At 43.3% G+C, this 16,563-nt stretch carries 12 protein-coding genes; 7 read left to right on the forward strand and 5 right to left on the reverse strand.

Annotated elements, in window-relative coordinates; all coding sequences use genetic code 11:
* Positions 1-234: 234 nt before the first annotated feature.
* From PUN32_RS01440 to PUN32_RS01455, 4 genes are all read right to left on the reverse strand, one after another.
* Positions 235-2,268, reverse strand: a complete 2,034-nt coding sequence (locus PUN32_RS01440) for an EAL domain-containing protein (protein WP_274721429.1) — start codon at positions 2,266-2,268, stop codon at positions 235-237.
* Positions 2,269-2,786: 518 nt separating this feature from the next.
* Positions 2,787-3,770 carry an SDR family NAD(P)-dependent oxidoreductase gene (locus PUN32_RS01445; protein ID WP_274721430.1) on the reverse strand — a complete coding sequence of 328 codons (984 nt, stop codon included), beginning with the start codon at positions 3,768-3,770 and terminating at the stop codon, positions 2,787-2,789.
* 21 nt (positions 3,771-3,791) lie between these two features.
* Positions 3,792-5,519: an alginate export family protein gene (locus PUN32_RS01450; RefSeq protein WP_274721431.1), complete on the reverse strand. Its 1,728-nt coding sequence runs from the start codon at positions 5,517-5,519 to the stop codon at positions 3,792-3,794.
* Between the two features lie 114 nt (positions 5,520-5,633).
* The gene (locus PUN32_RS01455) at positions 5,634-6,131 is read right to left on the reverse strand and encodes a TspO/MBR family protein (protein WP_274721432.1); all 498 of its coding nucleotides are present in this window, start codon (positions 6,129-6,131) and stop codon (positions 5,634-5,636) included.
* A gap of 407 nt (positions 6,132-6,538) precedes the next feature.
* Here PUN32_RS01455 and queD point away from each other — a divergent pair, with 407 nt between their 5' ends.
* The 3 genes from queD (at position 6,539) to PUN32_RS01470 (ending at position 8,468) form a co-directional block, all read left to right on the forward strand.
* On the forward strand, positions 6,539-6,901 hold the full coding sequence (gene queD, locus PUN32_RS01460) for a 6-carboxytetrahydropterin synthase QueD (protein ID WP_166015049.1): 363 nt from the start codon (positions 6,539-6,541) through the stop codon (positions 6,899-6,901).
* A 185-nt stretch (positions 6,902-7,086) separates the two neighbouring features.
* Entirely contained in the window at positions 7,087-7,752 is a 666-nt protein-coding gene (queE, locus tag PUN32_RS01465) for a 7-carboxy-7-deazaguanine synthase QueE (RefSeq protein ID WP_274721433.1), read from the forward strand.
* Between the two features lie 242 nt (positions 7,753-7,994).
* Positions 7,995-8,468 (forward strand): LabA-like NYN domain-containing protein, encoded by a 474-nt coding sequence (locus PUN32_RS01470; RefSeq protein WP_274721434.1) that lies wholly within the window; start codon positions 7,995-7,997, stop codon positions 8,466-8,468.
* Here the strand turns inward: PUN32_RS01470 and PUN32_RS01475 are convergent.
* Entirely contained in the window at positions 8,460-8,663 is a 204-nt protein-coding gene (locus PUN32_RS01475) for a DUF2986 domain-containing protein (protein ID WP_274721435.1), read from the reverse strand. The two genes, PUN32_RS01470 and PUN32_RS01475, sit on opposite strands and share 9 nt — an antisense overlap.
* 557 nt (positions 8,664-9,220) lie before the next feature.
* Between PUN32_RS01475 and PUN32_RS01480 the strand changes: the two genes are divergently transcribed.
* Genes PUN32_RS01480 through PUN32_RS01495 form a run of 4 tightly spaced genes read left to right on the forward strand, consistent with a single transcriptional unit; the run spans position 9,221 to position 16,489 of the window.
* A complete protein-coding gene (locus PUN32_RS01480) occupies positions 9,221-10,987 on the forward strand; it encodes a type I restriction-modification system subunit M (protein ID WP_274721436.1) in 1,767 nt (588 codons plus the stop codon).
* Positions 10,974-12,293, forward strand: a complete 1,320-nt coding sequence (locus PUN32_RS01485; protein ID WP_274721437.1) for a restriction endonuclease subunit S — start codon at positions 10,974-10,976, stop codon at positions 12,291-12,293. The genes PUN32_RS01480 and PUN32_RS01485 overlap by 14 nt, the downstream gene beginning before the upstream one ends.
* A 3-nt stretch (positions 12,294-12,296) precedes the next feature.
* Positions 12,297-13,328: an SIR2 family protein gene (locus tag PUN32_RS01490; protein WP_274721438.1), complete on the forward strand. Its 1,032-nt coding sequence runs from the start codon at positions 12,297-12,299 to the stop codon at positions 13,326-13,328.
* A complete protein-coding gene (locus tag PUN32_RS01495; protein ID WP_274721439.1) occupies positions 13,325-16,489 on the forward strand; it encodes a type I restriction endonuclease subunit R in 3,165 nt (1,054 codons plus the stop codon). The genes PUN32_RS01490 and PUN32_RS01495 overlap by 4 nt, the downstream gene beginning before the upstream one ends.
* Positions 16,490-16,563: the final 74 nt, after the last annotated feature.

The raw sequence follows: 16,563 nt of genomic DNA on the forward strand, positions 1-16,563 counted from the left end.
AAGACAATTAAAATTTTGCAGTATAAATTTGATCTAAAACAAGTTTATAGAAAAGACGATGTTATTCGTAGTCTCTTCGCACGGTTTCCCCCTTCTTAGTTAACGCAGTCGCGGAGGGCTCGTTTGGTGATAGCCTGCTTTCCGCCAATAAAAGCTACGCTCACAGTGAAGTAACAGACTCACTTCACTGCTAAGCGTGGTTTTAGCGCGGATTTCAAACGTGAAAGAAGCGGCTTATTGTACCTGGTGGGCGATGATCTTCTCTAGCGGCTCGGGCCTTGCAAACCAATAACCTTGCACCCAATCGACCTGACAGGTTTGCACGAAATGCAACTCGTCCTGTGTTTCAACGCCTTCGGCTACCACTTGGCAATTGGCAATGCGACCAAGTTTCGCGATCAAAGCATATAATTCCTTACCTTTGTGCTGAGTCGTATCTAAGAGTAAAGTGCGATCAAGCTTAATTTTATTAAATGGAAACTTGAGTAAATGTGGGAAAGAAGCATAACCGGTGCCAAAGTCATCCATCGCAAAATGAATGCCGTGTGCTTGAAGTGTTTGCATGGTCTTGAGCAGTACGTCGGTATTACTTAAAATGGCTTCTTCGGTGATTTCAAGCATCAAATTATGCGGTGAAATGGCATAATGTTCTAAACGCTCAAGTAAATAAGCAGCAAAATTCTTTTGCTCAATAGAGGCGACCGCGATATTGATTGCAATTCGGTCAGTGGGTGATAAAGCCAGTCGCTGCATGTCGCTTAATACTTTATCGATGACGATTTTATCAAGGTAAGGCATCGCACCGATTAATTGGAAATCACTAATAAAGGTCGGTCCATGCACCTGGCCCCGCCTATCGATATAACGTAGTAATGCTTCACAAGACAAATCACTTTGCTCATGACAAGAATGCAATTTTTGATAGTGCATCACCAGTTCACCCTCATTTAATAGCGTCATCACCCGGCTTTGAGCAGTGGATAATTTTTGTTGGGTACTGGTTGAATCTTGGGCTTTGCTCAGCTGCATTTTAAAGGTTGATGTCACCAGTTCAGTTAAATTCTGATGATTTTCTTTTTGCATGTTAGATCGACCAGAGTAGGCTAAATAGAAAGGTCGATAAATCAATACGCCCACTACAATAATCACTAACTGTAATAGCACACCGCTAAATTGATTGCCGGTTGCAATATAGCCACTAATCAGTGGTGGGGTCATCCAGTTTACAATTTGTTCAATCGGTGTGACTAGGCTGCTGGCAATCGCAAGGTAGGCGATGAAAAAGCTCACTAACGGCACAGTAATGAATGGAATAATTAATAATGGATTGAAAATAATCGGCAATCCAAATAGCAACACTTCATTTATGTTGAAGATAACCAGTGGTGTTGCGGCTAGGGCAAGTAAAAAATGATGACGCGATTGGGAAAAAAGCAAAATGCAAATTAATAGACTAATACTATTTCCCGCGCCACCCATAGACAGGAAGGCATCATAAAAACCTTGACTGATCACATTAAGCGGTTCAGTACCAGCTTGCCAGTTGCTCAGGTTCGCTTGAGTTATGGAAAAAATATTTTGTTTAATTGAAAATAGCATGTTATGGCCATTGATACCAATTGCACCTAATAAGCCAAGAATCGTTTGATAAATCAATCCGCCAGTGAGCGTCATCGGATTGAGTGATAGTTCATCGAGTGAAAAGCTACTGATAGTGATTAGGTGTGCGATGACTAAAGCCAAAAGCATAAACAACGCAACGTGCAAGACATGTTTCAAAAGCTGGAGCGGAAAATCCAAAGTTTGTGGCACTAAGAGCCGAATGGGAAATATGGCGTAGTAAATCAAGGTCATTAACGCACTCAATAACGCTAGGATTGGGCTATTGGGCAGCTGGAAGGTATTTGATAAACTGCCAGTTTCGATAGAAAGAAAATAAAACATGATCAAGCAAAGAAGAATAAATGTAGCACTAGAAACATTTACTTTCAGTGATAAGTAGTAACCGATAATTAAGCAAAAAGCGGTTGGGTATAAGTTAATGATAATATTTGAAACATCAAACAGAGATTGGGTTAAAGTATGCCCGAACAAGTTTAAAATGTGACCAGCTAATAGAATTAACCCGTTGAGTAATGTTAAAGGCAGTAGCAGTAATGCTAAAGCAGTGAGATCGGTAAGATAAGACCGTAAACTATTGCTTAATGCATGAGTAACATTATTTCGGCGATGCAAGGTAGTAAATAAAATCTTGTTTATAATCTTCATTGTATAGACGTTGATAATTGAATCTTAATTATAATAGTAACTCAAGTGTAGCATAAGATAATGGCATATGCATAATTGCCCTGCAATGCTAGTGTAGAACCGCTTTGATTAGGCTGCATGTCAATCATGTAATTGTTTAAATTATCAGTTACAGGCTTAATGAGGTTGATTTTTATACACGGATAAATTTGTGCTAGAAAATAGACACGCTAACATAAGGGGGAATATTAGCCAATTTGATTGACTTGCATTCAGATAAATTAAAATTGAGAGGATTATGCTTGATGATTAGGCAAATGTTCGGTGCAATGAATATACAAACGTTTGTGATAGTGAAGCAACTGAATTGTCCCCGCCCTTAATCGGGCGAGGCGTCACATGCAAATGGGTAAAATATTTTCTTGCTACTTGAAGCTGTCACTCCAAGTAGTATGGGGAGCCTTAGTCGTCTAATTGCTCCCCATTATCATCGCGCCAGTCACTCGCTGGTGTGAATGCGGTGGCGTCAGTTGGCCAGGTTAGTAAGCTGTCCAGCCACCGTCAGTGGCAAACAACCCACCGGTAAGGTTTGAAGCTTCATCGGAAAGTAGAAAGCAAATTACCGCCGCTTGTTCCCACACGGTTGATTGACGCTGCTTACTGTCCGCGTAGGCAAGTAAACTTAAGGTTTTGGTCCGGCCCATATTGGGCACGCTTGAGCCCGCATTTTCTTGGCTGGCGGCTTTAACGAACTTGATCGCCATATCAGTCATCGCCGTTTCGGTGGCCGCCATATTGACCGAATTGACCCGAATGCCGTAAGGCGCATAGTCAATGGCCGCGCTGCGCGTTAGACCGCTGCAGGCATGTTTACTTGCTACATAGGCGGAATTGCCTGCTAAGCCAGTTAATCCGGCAATCGAACAAATATTGACAATTGCACCGCCTTTACCTTGTGCGAGAATAGGTTGCAGCTCAGCGCGCATCGATTTAAATACCCCTGCGGCATTAACGGCCATTAAGGTATCAAAATATTCATCACCAGCATCCGCCACCGGAGTGGGCAATAACGCTTTTTGTTTGGGATAATCCAGTTCGGCATTGGGAGCCATGGCGGCCATAATGCCTGCTGAATTGACTGCGCCATTAATCTGGCCAAATTTTTCAACCGCTAGCGCGATCGCTTGCTGAAGATCTTGATTGTTGCGCACATCCCCTTTAAAAAACTCCGCTTTGCCCCCTTCTTGGCGGATTTGTGCCACGGTTGCTGCACCTTCTTTGTCCAACACATCAAAGATCATTAGGCTAGCGCCCTCTCTAGCGAGACGAATGGCCACCGCCGCTCCGATTCCGCGCGCACCACCAGTGATGAAATAGGTCCGACCTTCATGACGGGCAGGGGTAAAGTAAGCAGGATCAAGTGGTTTGATGTCGACCGTTTTATAAGCTTCTGCCAATCCCACCCCAGGTTGTAAGCTGGCTAATAAACAACTCGTCAACAGGAATTTTTTGAATGTATGCATAATCTATCTCCGATATAACAGTTAAAAACGCACAATCATTAACGCGCTAGCGCTGACCCAATTCTCATAGTCCTGATTGAGCGCGGCTCGAATTGCCTCGCCCGGTCGGGTATAGGCGGCTGAGAAAACAAAAATAAGTTTGGCATTAGCCACATAGCGTGCGGTGAGATTAATTTCTTGCCCTAAATCTTTAGAGGCCAATTGTGACAACGCTTGAGCACCGCCTAGGTTATTTCGTTCATCGGCTTGGAATACCCAAAATTGCGGTGTTAACTCGATTTGTGGTGAAATATTTAACCGTGCCATCAGTCGATGCGCGACCACGTTGGAAGTTTGTACCACCTTATATTGATTTAATCCTTGTACCCACTCATCACCACCGCCCCCAGCAAACAGAGGGTCCCAACGTTCAAAAGTTTTAGTGGTGGGATCATCGCCGCTAAATTTGGACAACCGATAACTTAAGGTTGGACGCCAGCGCCAATCAAAAAAGCGATAGCCCAGCTCTAAATAGCCAGCCCGTGCATCCATGGCAAAATCTTGATGAGTCTGGCGTGCTAATTCTGCTTGCAGATAGGGTGACGATTGATTGGTGGTCGGTTCATAGGCAAAGCGTACATCCACGACTCTCAGCCCTTCGCGGGGTAGCACTGACTCGGTAGTGAAATAAGAAAAATTGGATTTTGGCACTTCAAGGTACATACCACCCCAGCGCAAACCAGACCAAAAACGCCCTTCATAATTGATGCCGTGGATCACGGTTGAGGAGTCCAATTCTTCCAGTTCATCGGGATTGAAACGAAACAACTCTAGCTTATGAGCATCGTAAACAAATTGTGCCAATAAGAGCTGATCTGCCGCGTAACGAGGATTGGATTGTAGTGCTGCACGCTCGCCACCGTTGGCAGATCCGAGTCTAAGGATCATGCCATTATCGACTTGAAATGCTTTGCGTCCAGCCAGCAAACTCACTTGGCGGATCCCGCTGGATTCGGTGGTGTTACTGCCAATCAAACCGAAATAGGCATCTTCCACCGCGAGATGAAAACGAGTTTCGTCAGTGAATAATTCTGGCCCCCAAGATCCAGACGCAATAGCACTGACGCCTGCGAAACCAGATAGGCGTGGAGATAAACGGCTTAAACCATACAATCCCGCTTCTACACTACTTTCCAGCCACGTATCGGGGCCGGCTTTGCCCCCAGAAGGAGAGGTGGCGAGTGGATTGCCCGCAGTCAGAATGTCTGGTCGGCCGAAAAAAGCGCGATCGTTGGTATAGATCATACTTTTGTTGGCTAACTTGGCTTGCAGAATCTGCTGATCATCAGCAAATAAGGTGGGGAAATCCTGCACTCCACGCTCGGTAAAAACACCGATTGGAGCTTCATCTAACGGTTTGGCTTTGCTGGTTAAGCGAATCGTCAAGGTGAGGATCACCTGACCATAGCCGTCCAACTGTGGTAAATATTCTGCGTTTTCGACAAATTGTAACCGTTTGACCTGATTGAGCATGATATCGCTGCGTACCGGTTCAAACTGAGATCCGGGATACGCACCAAATGCTCTTAATACCGCGCTACGATAGGTTTCATTGGGCTGATCATTATCAAATTCTACATTGATAGCAGCGATGCGACGCCCAGAGAGATCGGCATAATTATTGGCCAACAGTGGTGAAGAGAAAACACCCAGCCAGCCCCATAAGAGTAGCCAGCCAAGGTGGTGGAATAAACCTCGAGACATAGCCATAGACACTCCATATCATTTTACTCAGATCTAGCACACCTCACCTTCAACCAGCCTTAGAACCGACTGGTTATCCATGCTTAATGAGGCATAACGGCCTTGCCTGATGAGAGATCATTACCATCCCAGCGCTAAAATATTGGGGTTCATCTGCCACAGGGTGTAATTGAGCACGCCAGCAAAGCTGACCCACAACAGATAAGGAACCAGTAACAATGCGGCCAGTTTACTGGTGCGCCAAAATACCACCACGCAACTTAAGATCAGCCCCCATAATAGGATAATGTCCACCAAGGCCCAGCCACCGCTTTGCCAAGCAAAAAATAGCCAGCTCCACAGTGCATTCAAGGCCAGTTGACAGATAAATAGCACCACAGCGAGACGTGATTGTTTGGGAGGCAGTAAACTCCAAACTCGCCATATTGCTATTGCTATCATGGCAAACAATAGTGTCCAGACAGGGCCAAAGACCCAACCGGGAGGCGCCCAATCAGGCCGAATTAACTGTGCATAAAAAGGTTTGGCGTGTATTGACGCCACGGCGCCAAGCGCTGATGCGCCAAAACAAAGCGCCACCCACACCAAAAATCCCACTATTTTTTGCTGTTTTGTCATCAATCTTTCCTTTGCTTGATCAGTTCTTTTTGTCTATTCACCATATCTCAATAACCATAGTTCATAGATCAATGTTTTGGATGGTGTTGCTTGGATCTGCCATGAGATTATTGTGGTATTTGTTGCCTAGCATGGGATACGTAACGATTTTATACAATTTAGCTCGCAATCCGATTTGATGAAGCTTGAATAGTAAACCGCTGTTGTGATGAGCAAGGTGATTGTTTTTGAAGCGATTAGAAGACTGAGATTACGGGATGCTCACTTAGTGTTATCTACTTCATGATCAAGTTGAAGCGCTATCCTTGAGTTAGCCTTTTGCGATGGTTTGAGTTGTTATATGATGCTCGGTCGTTGGTTTGAGTTCTAGTTCGGCATTAAGTCGGAACGTCAATAAGTGAAAAATGATGAAGACCGAAATTTACAAAGAATTTATGTTTGAGGCGGCCCATAAGTTGCCAAATGTTCCAGAGGGTCACAAATGTGGCAGGTTACATGGTCACTCCTTCTTGGTTAGGTTATACCTGTCTGGAGAGGTTGATCCTAAAACTGGCTGGATCATCGATTTTGGTGATGTAAAGCAAGCATTCAAGCCGACCTATGAGCAATTAGATCATCATTATCTCAATGATATTGCCGGGCTTGAAAACCCAACCAGTGAGGTATTAGCTCAATGGATCTGGCACAAAATGAAACCTATTTTGCCTTTGTTATCTAAAGTCGAAATCAAAGAGACCTGTACCGCTGGGTGTATATACACCGAGAGTTAACTATAGAATCGAATAAGCTTAGGCTGTGCAGTATGGTTGTTTTCTGCACAGCTTGGATTTTTGTACTCTGTAGTGATGTTAATAATAAATCTACTTAAAATTAAAAAATAAGTATGAGTATTTTTTAATTCTCAGCGATAAAGTGTTCGGTTTAATTTTTGACCGCTTAGCAAGGGGTATTTTAATTGCTTAAAATTAATGAAGTATTTGAAACGATACAGGGAGAAGGTTTTTTTACTGGAGTGCCTGCGATATTTATTCGACTACAAGGTTGTCCAGTGGAATGTTCTTGGTGTGATACCAAACAGACTTGGCTCATCGACCTAGAAAAAGAAACCTCTTTGGATCGTGTGGTTAATAAAGAACAAGAGAGTGATGCTTGGTGTTCGCTATCGCCGCAAGAAATTATAGCTTATTGTGTACAATCATTTAGTGCCAGACATGTGGTGATCACCGGGGGAGAACCTTGTATGTATGATTTGCAATCGTTAACCCAGTTGCTTACAGCCTCCGGTTTTACAACACAGATTGAAACCAGCGGCACTTTTGATGTGCAGTGTAGTGAATCTACTTGGGTAACCGTCTCTCCCAAATTGAATATGCGCGGTGGTTTAGTGATGCGACCACAAGCGCTATATCGTGCCAATGAAATAAAACATCCTGTTGGTACTCAAAAAGATATTGATAATTTACATGGTCTGATAGCTGATTTCGAATTGCGTAAAGAGGTAGTTATTGCCCTGCAACCAATCAGCCAAAAGCAAAGAGCGACTGAAATGTGTATTGAGGCTTGTATTAAAAATAACTGGCGTCTGTCGGTACAAACTCATAAATATTTACAGATAGCCTAATCAATCGATTGAAACTGTAAATAACGCAGTGTCACTATAGAAGTCCTATGATCAATTAAGTGTTGACTATGATTTTTATCATTCGCAGTCAGGCAGAAGAAGATGTAAATAATACTTCCACCAAAATGCAGGCAAATTTATTCATGATCGCTCGATTTTACTCTTGCCAAGCAGTTTGGATATAACGATGTAGAATAGGTTCGGCATCGGGTCTTTAGTCAAGCGTTACTAAGTAGGAAACAATGGAAAAAATTGCCATTTTGGTGGATGTACAAAACGTGTATTACACCTGCCGTGAGCGCTATGGTCGCCACTTTGATTACAATCAGTTTTGGTCACAAGCGACGCAAGATCGTTCGGTGGTCCAAGCCAATGCCTATGCGATTGCCAGCAAAGATCCGCAGCAGCGGCAATTTCATCATATTTTACGAGGGATTGGCTTTGCCGTGATGCTGAAACCGTTTATCCAGCGTAGTGATGGTAGCGCGAAAGGGGATTGGGATGTCGGTATTGCTCTGGATGGTTATGAGTTAGCCCAACAGGTGGATACCGTCGTGCTCGTTTCTGGGGATGGGGACTTTGAGCCTTTGGTGACCCGAATTCAGCAACGCTTTCAGGTTAAGGTGGAAGTGTATGGGGTACCGAAACTGACTGCACAACATTTAATCGATGCTGCCAGTCAATTTTACCCGATTGAGCACAGCCTGTTACTGTAATGCGCCATCGCTCTGCAAGGGTTGATCAGTGTTTGAATCGCTGATAGCGAGATCGATATTCGCTTCTTGTTCCGCGGCGAGTTTAGCGCGCTCGGCTTTAGAAATATAACGAGGCTTGTTGCTCGGGTGCAATTTTGCATGTTGCTTTTTAAGGCGTTTTTGTAAAGTTTGATTAATTTTCTTTTTGCGGTTCATCGGCTGGTGCTCGAAATAGGATGGTTAGGTGTTATTGCTTGGCGATTTGGCGTTGCCAACTGCTACGCTAAGTCGGTTGGGTATCGATAGTATAAAGGGCGATTGGTGTTGCACGACCGATCCCCTTGGTGCCGCGCAGGATACGGGGTTTTCAATGTGAACTCAATCAAGTTTATGTAAACGCTGTCGCCGTAGCCAATCAATTTTATTTAGACCTGCGTTTACGCATCATCACTGGTTGCGCAGGGCTGGTAATTGAGAGTGGAAAAGTGCATCACCCTCCGACAAATTCAGCGCTTTTGACCAGAGATTAAGCGCACAATCTCATAACCATACCTAGAACATTGCCCACGGATCTGTTTTTTCATATTCTCTCATCAAGACATTTTTCGACGTTATAGTGTAGAGCTAACATATTGGAAATTTAGCTTGTTTTTCATCCAGTAAAATTGATAACCACGATTTTGAAACGCAATTTTGGTTGATAATTATAAAAATTTATACGGTGTCGGCATCCTTGAGTTTGGTTTCGATGACGGTATAGCATAGGAAACAACATGAATAATTCAGAACAGCAGTTCCTAAATGAACTCGATGTGAAGTTGTGGTCGGCAGCCGATCGCTTACGTAACAACCTCGATGCCGCCAACTATAAGCATGTGGTGCTAGGCATCATCTTCTTAAAGTATGTGTCAGACGCCTTTGAAGAGCGTCAACAAGAGTTACGCCGCTTGTTTACTCAGGACGATAGTGACGACAACATTTACTTCATGCCTCGTGAAGATTACGACTCTGACGAAGAATACAACGATGCAGTCAATGCAGAGTTAGAACTGCACGAATACTACCAAGAGAAAAACGTTTTCTGGGTGCCAAAACAGTCACGCTGGGAGTTTCTTAAAAGCACCGCAGCAAGATCCATCGGTGATGACATTGAGTTAGAGAATGGCGAAACCTTCAAGCTTACCTCTATATCCAAGTTAATCGACAATGCTTTAGAAGCCATCGAAACGTATAAAATCGACGACAAGCTGGCAAACCCTAAGCTTAAAGGCGTATTGCCTCGTGTTGGGCGTTATGAAGTAGACAACCACAATTTAACTGAGCTTATCAATAAGTTCTCCGATACCAGCTTCCGTAACCCCGAGTACAATGGCGAAAAGTTAGATTTACACAGCAAAGATATTTTGGGCCATGTCTACGAGTACTTCTTAGGGCAATTTGCCTTAGCAGAAGGTAAACAAGGCGGCCAGTATTACACGCCAAAAAGCATCGTTACGCTGATCGTTGAAATGCTTCAGCCTTATCAAGGCCGAGTCTATGACCCTGCGATGGGGGCTGGTGGCTTCTTTGTGAGCAATGATAAGTTCATCGAAGCTCATGCCGCTGATAAACATTACAACGCAGCAGAGCAGCGCAAACATATTTCCGTTTATGGCCAAGAGAGTAACCCAACTACCTGGAAGTTGGCTGCCATGAATATGGCTATTCGTGGAATCGACTTTAACTTTGGTAAAAAGAATGCTGATACCTTCTTAGATGACCAACACCCCGACCTGCGTGCTGATTTTGTGATGGCCAACCCACCGTTTAATATCAAAGACTGGTGGCATGCTAAATTAGAGGGCGATATTCGCTGGAAATATGGCACACCGCCGCAAGGCAATGCCAACTACGGCTGGATACAACACATGTTGCACCACCTTAACGATAACGGCTCAATGGGCTTATTACTCGCTAATGGTTCCATGAGCTCCAATACCAACAACGAAGGTGAAATTCGTAAGGCCTTAATCAATGGCAATCCTGAAAATGGCGTACCGGGGGACTTAATCGAATGCATGGTTGCTTTACCCGGGCAGCTATTCACCAATACGCAAATCCCTGCTTGTATTTGGTTTTTAACCAAAAATAAAAAAGGCGGTACGTCGCCAACACAGAAAGGCAAGCGTGATCGCCGTGGCGAAACCTTGTTTATTGATGCGCGCAACCTCGGTTTTATGAAAGATCGTGTATTACGTGATTTTGATCCAAAAGATATTAAAAGAATCGCGGATACATTCCACGCTTGGCAATCTGGTACAGGATACGAAGACGAAAAAGGCTTTTGCTTTAGCGCCAAACTAGCAGACATGCAAAAGCACGATTATGTATTAACGCCAGGGCGCTACGTCGGCGCAGCAGAAGTGGAGGAAGACAGCGAGCCTTTCACCGATAAAATGCAGCGATTAACCGCGCAATTAAAAGCTCAGTTTGCCGAGTCAGACCGGTTAGAAAAGGCGATTAAGGAAAATCTAGCGGGGATTGGTTATGAAATGGATTGATACAACAGTCGGTGAATATTGCCCATTTGTTTACGGAAAATCATTGCCACAAAGGAACAGAGAAAATGGCAATGTGCCAGTTTATGGATCAAATGGCATCGTTGATTATCACAAAACTCCACATGTAAAAGGTTGTGGGATAATTATTGGAAGAAAAGGCAGCGTTGGAGCGATACATCTTTCTAAAAGTGAGTTTTGGCCAATCGATACTTCATTTTATATCGAGAAAGATTCAATAGATGAATTGTATTTTACATATTACTTATTGAAGTCATTGGGCTTAGAGCACATGAATTCTGATAGTGCTGTTCCAGGCCTTAACCGAGATAATGCACATGCACTTACTATTAGAATTCCAGAAAGCTCTAATGATAGAAAATTACTTGGTTATTGGGTTGCAAAATTTGATAAAAAAATCGAACTTAACACTCAAACCAACCAAACCCTAGAACAAATCGCGCAAGCTATCTTCAAAAGCTGGTTTGTCGATTTTGATCCGGTCAAAGCCAAGATTGAAACCTTGGCGGCGGGTGGTAGCGCTGATGATGCAGAACTGGCTGCCATGAGTGTAATTTCTGCCAAAACTGTTGATGAACTGAACAGTTTAAAAGCCAGCAATCCCGAGGCATTTAAAAAACTCGCCCAAACCGCCGCGCTGTTTCCTGCGGCCATGCAAGACTCTGAGCTTGGTGAGATACCGGAGGGGTGGGAGGTTTCAGAAATCGGTAATGAAGTCATTGTGGTTGGGGGTGGAACTCCATCAACTAAAAATATTGAATTTTGGGAGGACGGCACTATACACTGGACTACGCCTAAAGATATGTCCGGTCTGAATTGCAAGGTACTAACTAATACGGATAGAAAGATTACTGAAGCAGGATTAAAAAAAATCAGCTCAGGTCTTCTTTCTGAAAACACAGTATTAATGTCATCAAGAGCCCCAGTAGGTTATTTAGCATTGGCAAAAATACCTGTGGCAATAAATCAAGGCTATATTGCCATGAAATGTGAGGGGAGGTTATCTCCTGAGTATGTATTGCTTTGGTGTGAACAAAATATGGAAGAAATTAAGCAAAGAGCAAGTGGAACTACCTTTGCTGAAATAAGTAAAGCCAATTTCAAACCAATACCTGTAATTGTTCCAGTCAAAAGCATTATCGATACTTTTACTGTTCAAGTTTCCGATATCTATAACTTTGTGCATAGCAATGCACTTCAGTCAGAAACACTTTCAATTTCAAGAGATTTGCTTCTGCCAAAATTATTATCAGATGAGCTTTCTGATGTTTTTAAGGATGGCGAATAGAGAATGGATTTATTAAAGGAAGAGTTTTTAGATCAGCTTAGAGCCGAAATTGATGAACAAACAGGTAAAGTAATAATTGAAGCTGCAGAGTTTACTCCGCAGCAAATTTTACAGGACATCAGTGAAACCACATTCAACGAAGTTTTTACCGAATGGTGTGAGAACAAAAAGTTAGAACGGTTAGACAAAGCTAACGATATCTTATCCAAGTATGGAAATGAGAGACGGTTCCGTGTCCTGAAAGAGCGATTCGTGAGCGGAGCTATTATTCCATTTATTGGCGCAGGTATGTCAATGCCAAGCGGCTATACTGGCTGGACAGATTTTTTAAACAGACTCATTGATGAAACATCCGCCGATAAATCACAGTTTCACCAACTTATTTCGTCTTGGCAATACGAAGAGGCTGCTCAATATATTTTTGATAATATGAGTGAGGCAAGATTCAACGAAGAGCTTGAAAATGAGTTTGGTCATGATAATTCGATTAATGGTTCAGTAAGGTTGTTGCCATATGTGTTTAAAGGATCTGTTATTACAACAAATTACGATAACCTGTTAAAAAGGTGCTACGAAACTGTAGGTAGGCCATTCTCCGATACTCTTATTGGAAGTGAAGCGGTTGAACTTCCTAAGCTTTTAGGTGAAGAAAAAAATATACTTTTAAAGCTTCATGGGAAATCAAACTCCAGTAGAAATAGAATTCTTACTCGAAGTGAGTACAACGAACACTATAAAGAGAATGACCAGCTTAAGAAGTGTATAAGGGCCATTTCTACCAAAACGCTGTTGTTTATCGGTTGTAGCTTAGGGATTGATAGAACGATTCAGACACTGATTGAAATTGTAAGAGAAGAAAAACAGGGATCTTTACCTAAACATTATGCATTTTTAAAGCTTAGTAACGAAAGCGAGAGGATTTCAAAGGCTGAACAATTAGCTCAAGCCAACATTTACCCTATTTGGTATACCGATGATCATGATGAATCGATAGAAGCCTTGCTGGAAAAACTTACAGAGGGAGTAAATCAATGAACGAAGAACAACTAGAAAACCTCTGCTTAGATTGGTTCCAAGAAGGTGGCTGGGAAATTTTGCATGGCCCTGATATTGCCCCAGATAGCGACAACCCACTGCGTAATGACCACGCACAAGTGGTATTGGATGGGCAGTTGCGAGCAGCATTTGAAACGATCAATAAGCACTTACCTGAACCGCAGATAGATCATTGTTTCGAGCAGTTTAAAACGATTGTCTTAAAGCCTGAAAGCTTGGATTTAATCACCAATAATCGCGTATTTCATCGGTTGTTATTGGATGGTGTGCCGGTTGAATACAAAAATGACCATGGCGAGCCAATTGCAGACCATGCTTTTATCATTGATTTCGATAACCTAAACAACAACACCTTTTCAGTCGTTAATCAGTTCACGATTACTGGCACTAAACAGCCACGTCGGCCTGATGTGATTTGCTTTATTAATGGCTTACCGATGGCTGTACTTGAGCTGAAAAGCCCAAGCGATGAAAACGCCGATATTTGGGATGCCTTTAATCAGCTGCAAACCTATAAAGATGAAATTTCTGACCTGTTTGTTTTCAATGAAGCGTTAATCGTCAGTGATGGTTATACCGCTCGGGTCGGCTCTCTCACGGCCAACCAAGAGCGTTTTATGCCTTGGCGCACCATTAAAAATGAAGATGATAAACCACTATTGGAGTGGCAACTAGAAACCATGGTGCGCGGCTTTTTTGACCGTGAATTGCTGCTGGATTACATCCGATTTTTTGTGTTATTTGAAACAGACGGTGAGACGATCATTAAAAAGATTGCGGGTTATCACCAGTTTCATGCCGTGCGTGAAGCGGTAAAGGCCACGGTGATTGCGGCGCAGCAAGTAGATGGCGTAACTGAGAAACGGGCAACTTATGCTGATGAGGTTGTACCTGGTAGTAAAAAAGCCGGTGTGGTTTGGCATACTCAAGGCAGCGGTAAAAGTATTTCTATGTGTTGTTATGCCGGTATGCTGCTTCAGCAAAAGGCCATGAATAACCCAACGCTGATTGTCGTCACTGACCGCAATGACCTCGATGGACAGCTCTATGCCACCTTCTGCAACGCGGTAGAGCTCTTGAAGCAAACACCTGTTCAAGCATCTGACCGAGATGCGTTAAGACAGTTATTAGCTGAAAGAGAGTCCGGCGGTATCATTTTTACCACAGTACAAAAGTTTGCTCTGCTTGAAGACGAGAAACATCATCCAATACTCAATGATCGTCACAACATAGTTGTTATCTCAGATGAAGCACACCGCAGCCAATATGGCCTTAAAGCCACCTTAAGTGCCGATGGTCAATATAAGTTTGGTTACGCCAAGCATATGCGCGATGCCATTCCGTTTGCTTCTTTTATTGGCTTTACTGGTACACCCATTTCAATCGATGACAAAGATACCCGCGCTGTATTCGGTGGCTATGTGTCCATCTATGACATTCAAGATGCAGTAGATGATGGTGCAACCGTGCCTATTTATTATGAATCGCGCTTGGCAAAGCTTGATTTGAACCACGCTGAAATCGCTGAGTTGTCCGATCAAGTGGATGAAGTGGTCGAGGACGAAGAGGATGTAAGCAACCGTGAGAAAACCAAAGGGGAATGGAGCCGTCTTGAAAAGCTGGTTGGCGCGACTCCTAGGTTAAGCCAAGTTGCGGCTGACTTGATAGAGCACTTTGAGACACGCAATGCCACCATGGATGGTAAAGCCATGATTGTTGCCATGAGCCGTGATATCTGTGCTCACCTCTACAATGAAATTATTGCACTGCGCCCAGAATGGCATTCGGATGACCCTGAAAAAGGGGCGATTAAGATTGTTATGACTGGGTCTGCTTCGGATAAGCCACTTCTGCAACCCCATATCTATAACAAAAAAACCAAAAAACGCTTAGAAAAGCGCTTTAAGGATATTAATGATCCACTGAAGTTGGTCATTGTCAGAGATATGTGGTTAACGGGGTTTGATGCGCCTTGTTGTCACACCATGTATGTTGATAAACCAATGAAAGGCCACAACCTGATGCAGGCGATTGCTCGGGTTAACCGCGTGTTTAAAAACAAGCCCGGCGGCTTAGTGGTTGATTACATCGGTATTGCTAATGAACTCAAACAAGCCCTGAAAACCTATACCGACTCTAAAGGTAAAGGCGAACCAACACTCAATGCAGAAGAAGCTTTTTCAATTCTTTTAGAAAAAATAGATGCAATACGTGGCATGTTTGGGAAAACACCAAAATCCGATGGTTTGGACATATCGGGCTACGAAACACAAGCGCACAAGCTACTGGTGCCAGCCGCTAACTACGTACTCGGCTTAGAGGATGGTAAAAAGCGTTTCCTAGACTTAGTGTTAGCGGCGACAAAATCTTATTCCCTATGCAGTACTTTGGATGAGGCTAAAGAGTTAAGGAAAGAAATTGCGTTTTACTCAGCCATTAAGGCCGCTATCAGCAAGTTTACCAGCGTAGATAAAAAGCGTACTCAGGAAGAAAAGAACTCGGCACTGAAACAGATTCTAGATAACGCTGTGATCGCTGAAGGCGTTGCTGACGTGTTCGCACTTTGTGGCTTGGACAAGCCCAATATTGGCTTGCTATCGGATGAGTTTTTAGAAGACGTGCGACAGATGCCAGAGCGCAACTTAGCCGTTGAGTTACTTGAAAAACTACTCAAGGATGATATTAAAGCCAAAACACGCAATAACGTGGTGCAAGAGAAAAAATTCGCTGAACGCTTGCAAGAAACGCTTAGAAAGTACAATAACCGTGCGATTGAAACGGCTCAGGTTATTGAAGAACTTATTCAAATGGCCAAAGAGTTTCAGGAAGAAATGATGCGCGAGGCTGAACTGGGCTTAAATCCAGATGAAATCGCGTTTTATGATGCCCTAGCCAACAACGAAAGCGCAGTGCGTGAACTTGGTGATGAGATCCTTAAAAAGATTGCCGTCGAGATTACTGACAAACTCAGGAAATCGACCACGGTTGATTGGCAAGTTCGTGACAGTGTTCGTGCTAAGTTGAAAATTCTTGTTCGTCGCACTTTACAACGCTGGAAATATCCACCTGACAAAGCCGCTGAAGCTGTCGAGCTTATTTTGAAGCAGGCTGAAACACTCTCTAATTTATGGACTAAATGATTTTCAACTGTTTAGTTCCTGCAACAGGAGGCAGCCTTTGGCTGCCTCTTCAATATGCCGCTTATTTAGGTTTT

This window comes from Vibrio chanodichtyis, from assembly GCF_028863985.1.
Classification (GTDB): domain Bacteria; phylum Pseudomonadota; class Gammaproteobacteria; order Enterobacterales; family Vibrionaceae; genus Vibrio; species Vibrio chanodichtyis.

Excerpts from the sequence above, each read along its gene's own strand:
- PUN32_RS01480 (WP_274721436.1), top strand. The coding sequence starts at position 9,221 with ATGAATAATTCAGAACAGCAGTTCCTAAATGAACTCGATGTGAAGTTG.
- PUN32_RS01490 (WP_274721438.1), top strand. The coding sequence starts at position 12,297 with ATGGATTTATTAAAGGAAGAGTTTTTAGATCAGCTTAGAGCCGAAATT.
- PUN32_RS01475 (WP_274721435.1), bottom strand. The coding sequence starts at position 8,663 with ATGAACCGCAAAAAGAAAATTAATCAAACTTTACAAAAACGCCTTAAA.
- PUN32_RS01495 (WP_274721439.1), top strand. The coding sequence starts at position 13,325 with ATGAACGAAGAACAACTAGAAAACCTCTGCTTAGATTGGTTCCAAGAA.
- queD (WP_166015049.1), top strand. The coding sequence starts at position 6,539 with ATGAAGACCGAAATTTACAAAGAATTTATGTTTGAGGCGGCCCATAAG.
- PUN32_RS01445 (WP_274721430.1), bottom strand. The coding sequence starts at position 3,770 with ATGCATACATTCAAAAAATTCCTGTTGACGAGTTGTTTATTAGCCAGC.
- PUN32_RS01470 (WP_274721434.1), top strand. The coding sequence starts at position 7,995 with ATGGAAAAAATTGCCATTTTGGTGGATGTACAAAACGTGTATTACACC.
- PUN32_RS01485 (WP_274721437.1), top strand. The coding sequence starts at position 10,974 with ATGAAATGGATTGATACAACAGTCGGTGAATATTGCCCATTTGTTTAC.
- PUN32_RS01440 (WP_274721429.1), bottom strand. The coding sequence starts at position 2,268 with ATGAAGATTATAAACAAGATTTTATTTACTACCTTGCATCGCCGAAAT.
- PUN32_RS01450 (WP_274721431.1), bottom strand. The coding sequence starts at position 5,519 with ATGGCTATGTCTCGAGGTTTATTCCACCACCTTGGCTGGCTACTCTTA.
- PUN32_RS01455 (WP_274721432.1), bottom strand. The coding sequence starts at position 6,131 with ATGACAAAACAGCAAAAAATAGTGGGATTTTTGGTGTGGGTGGCGCTT.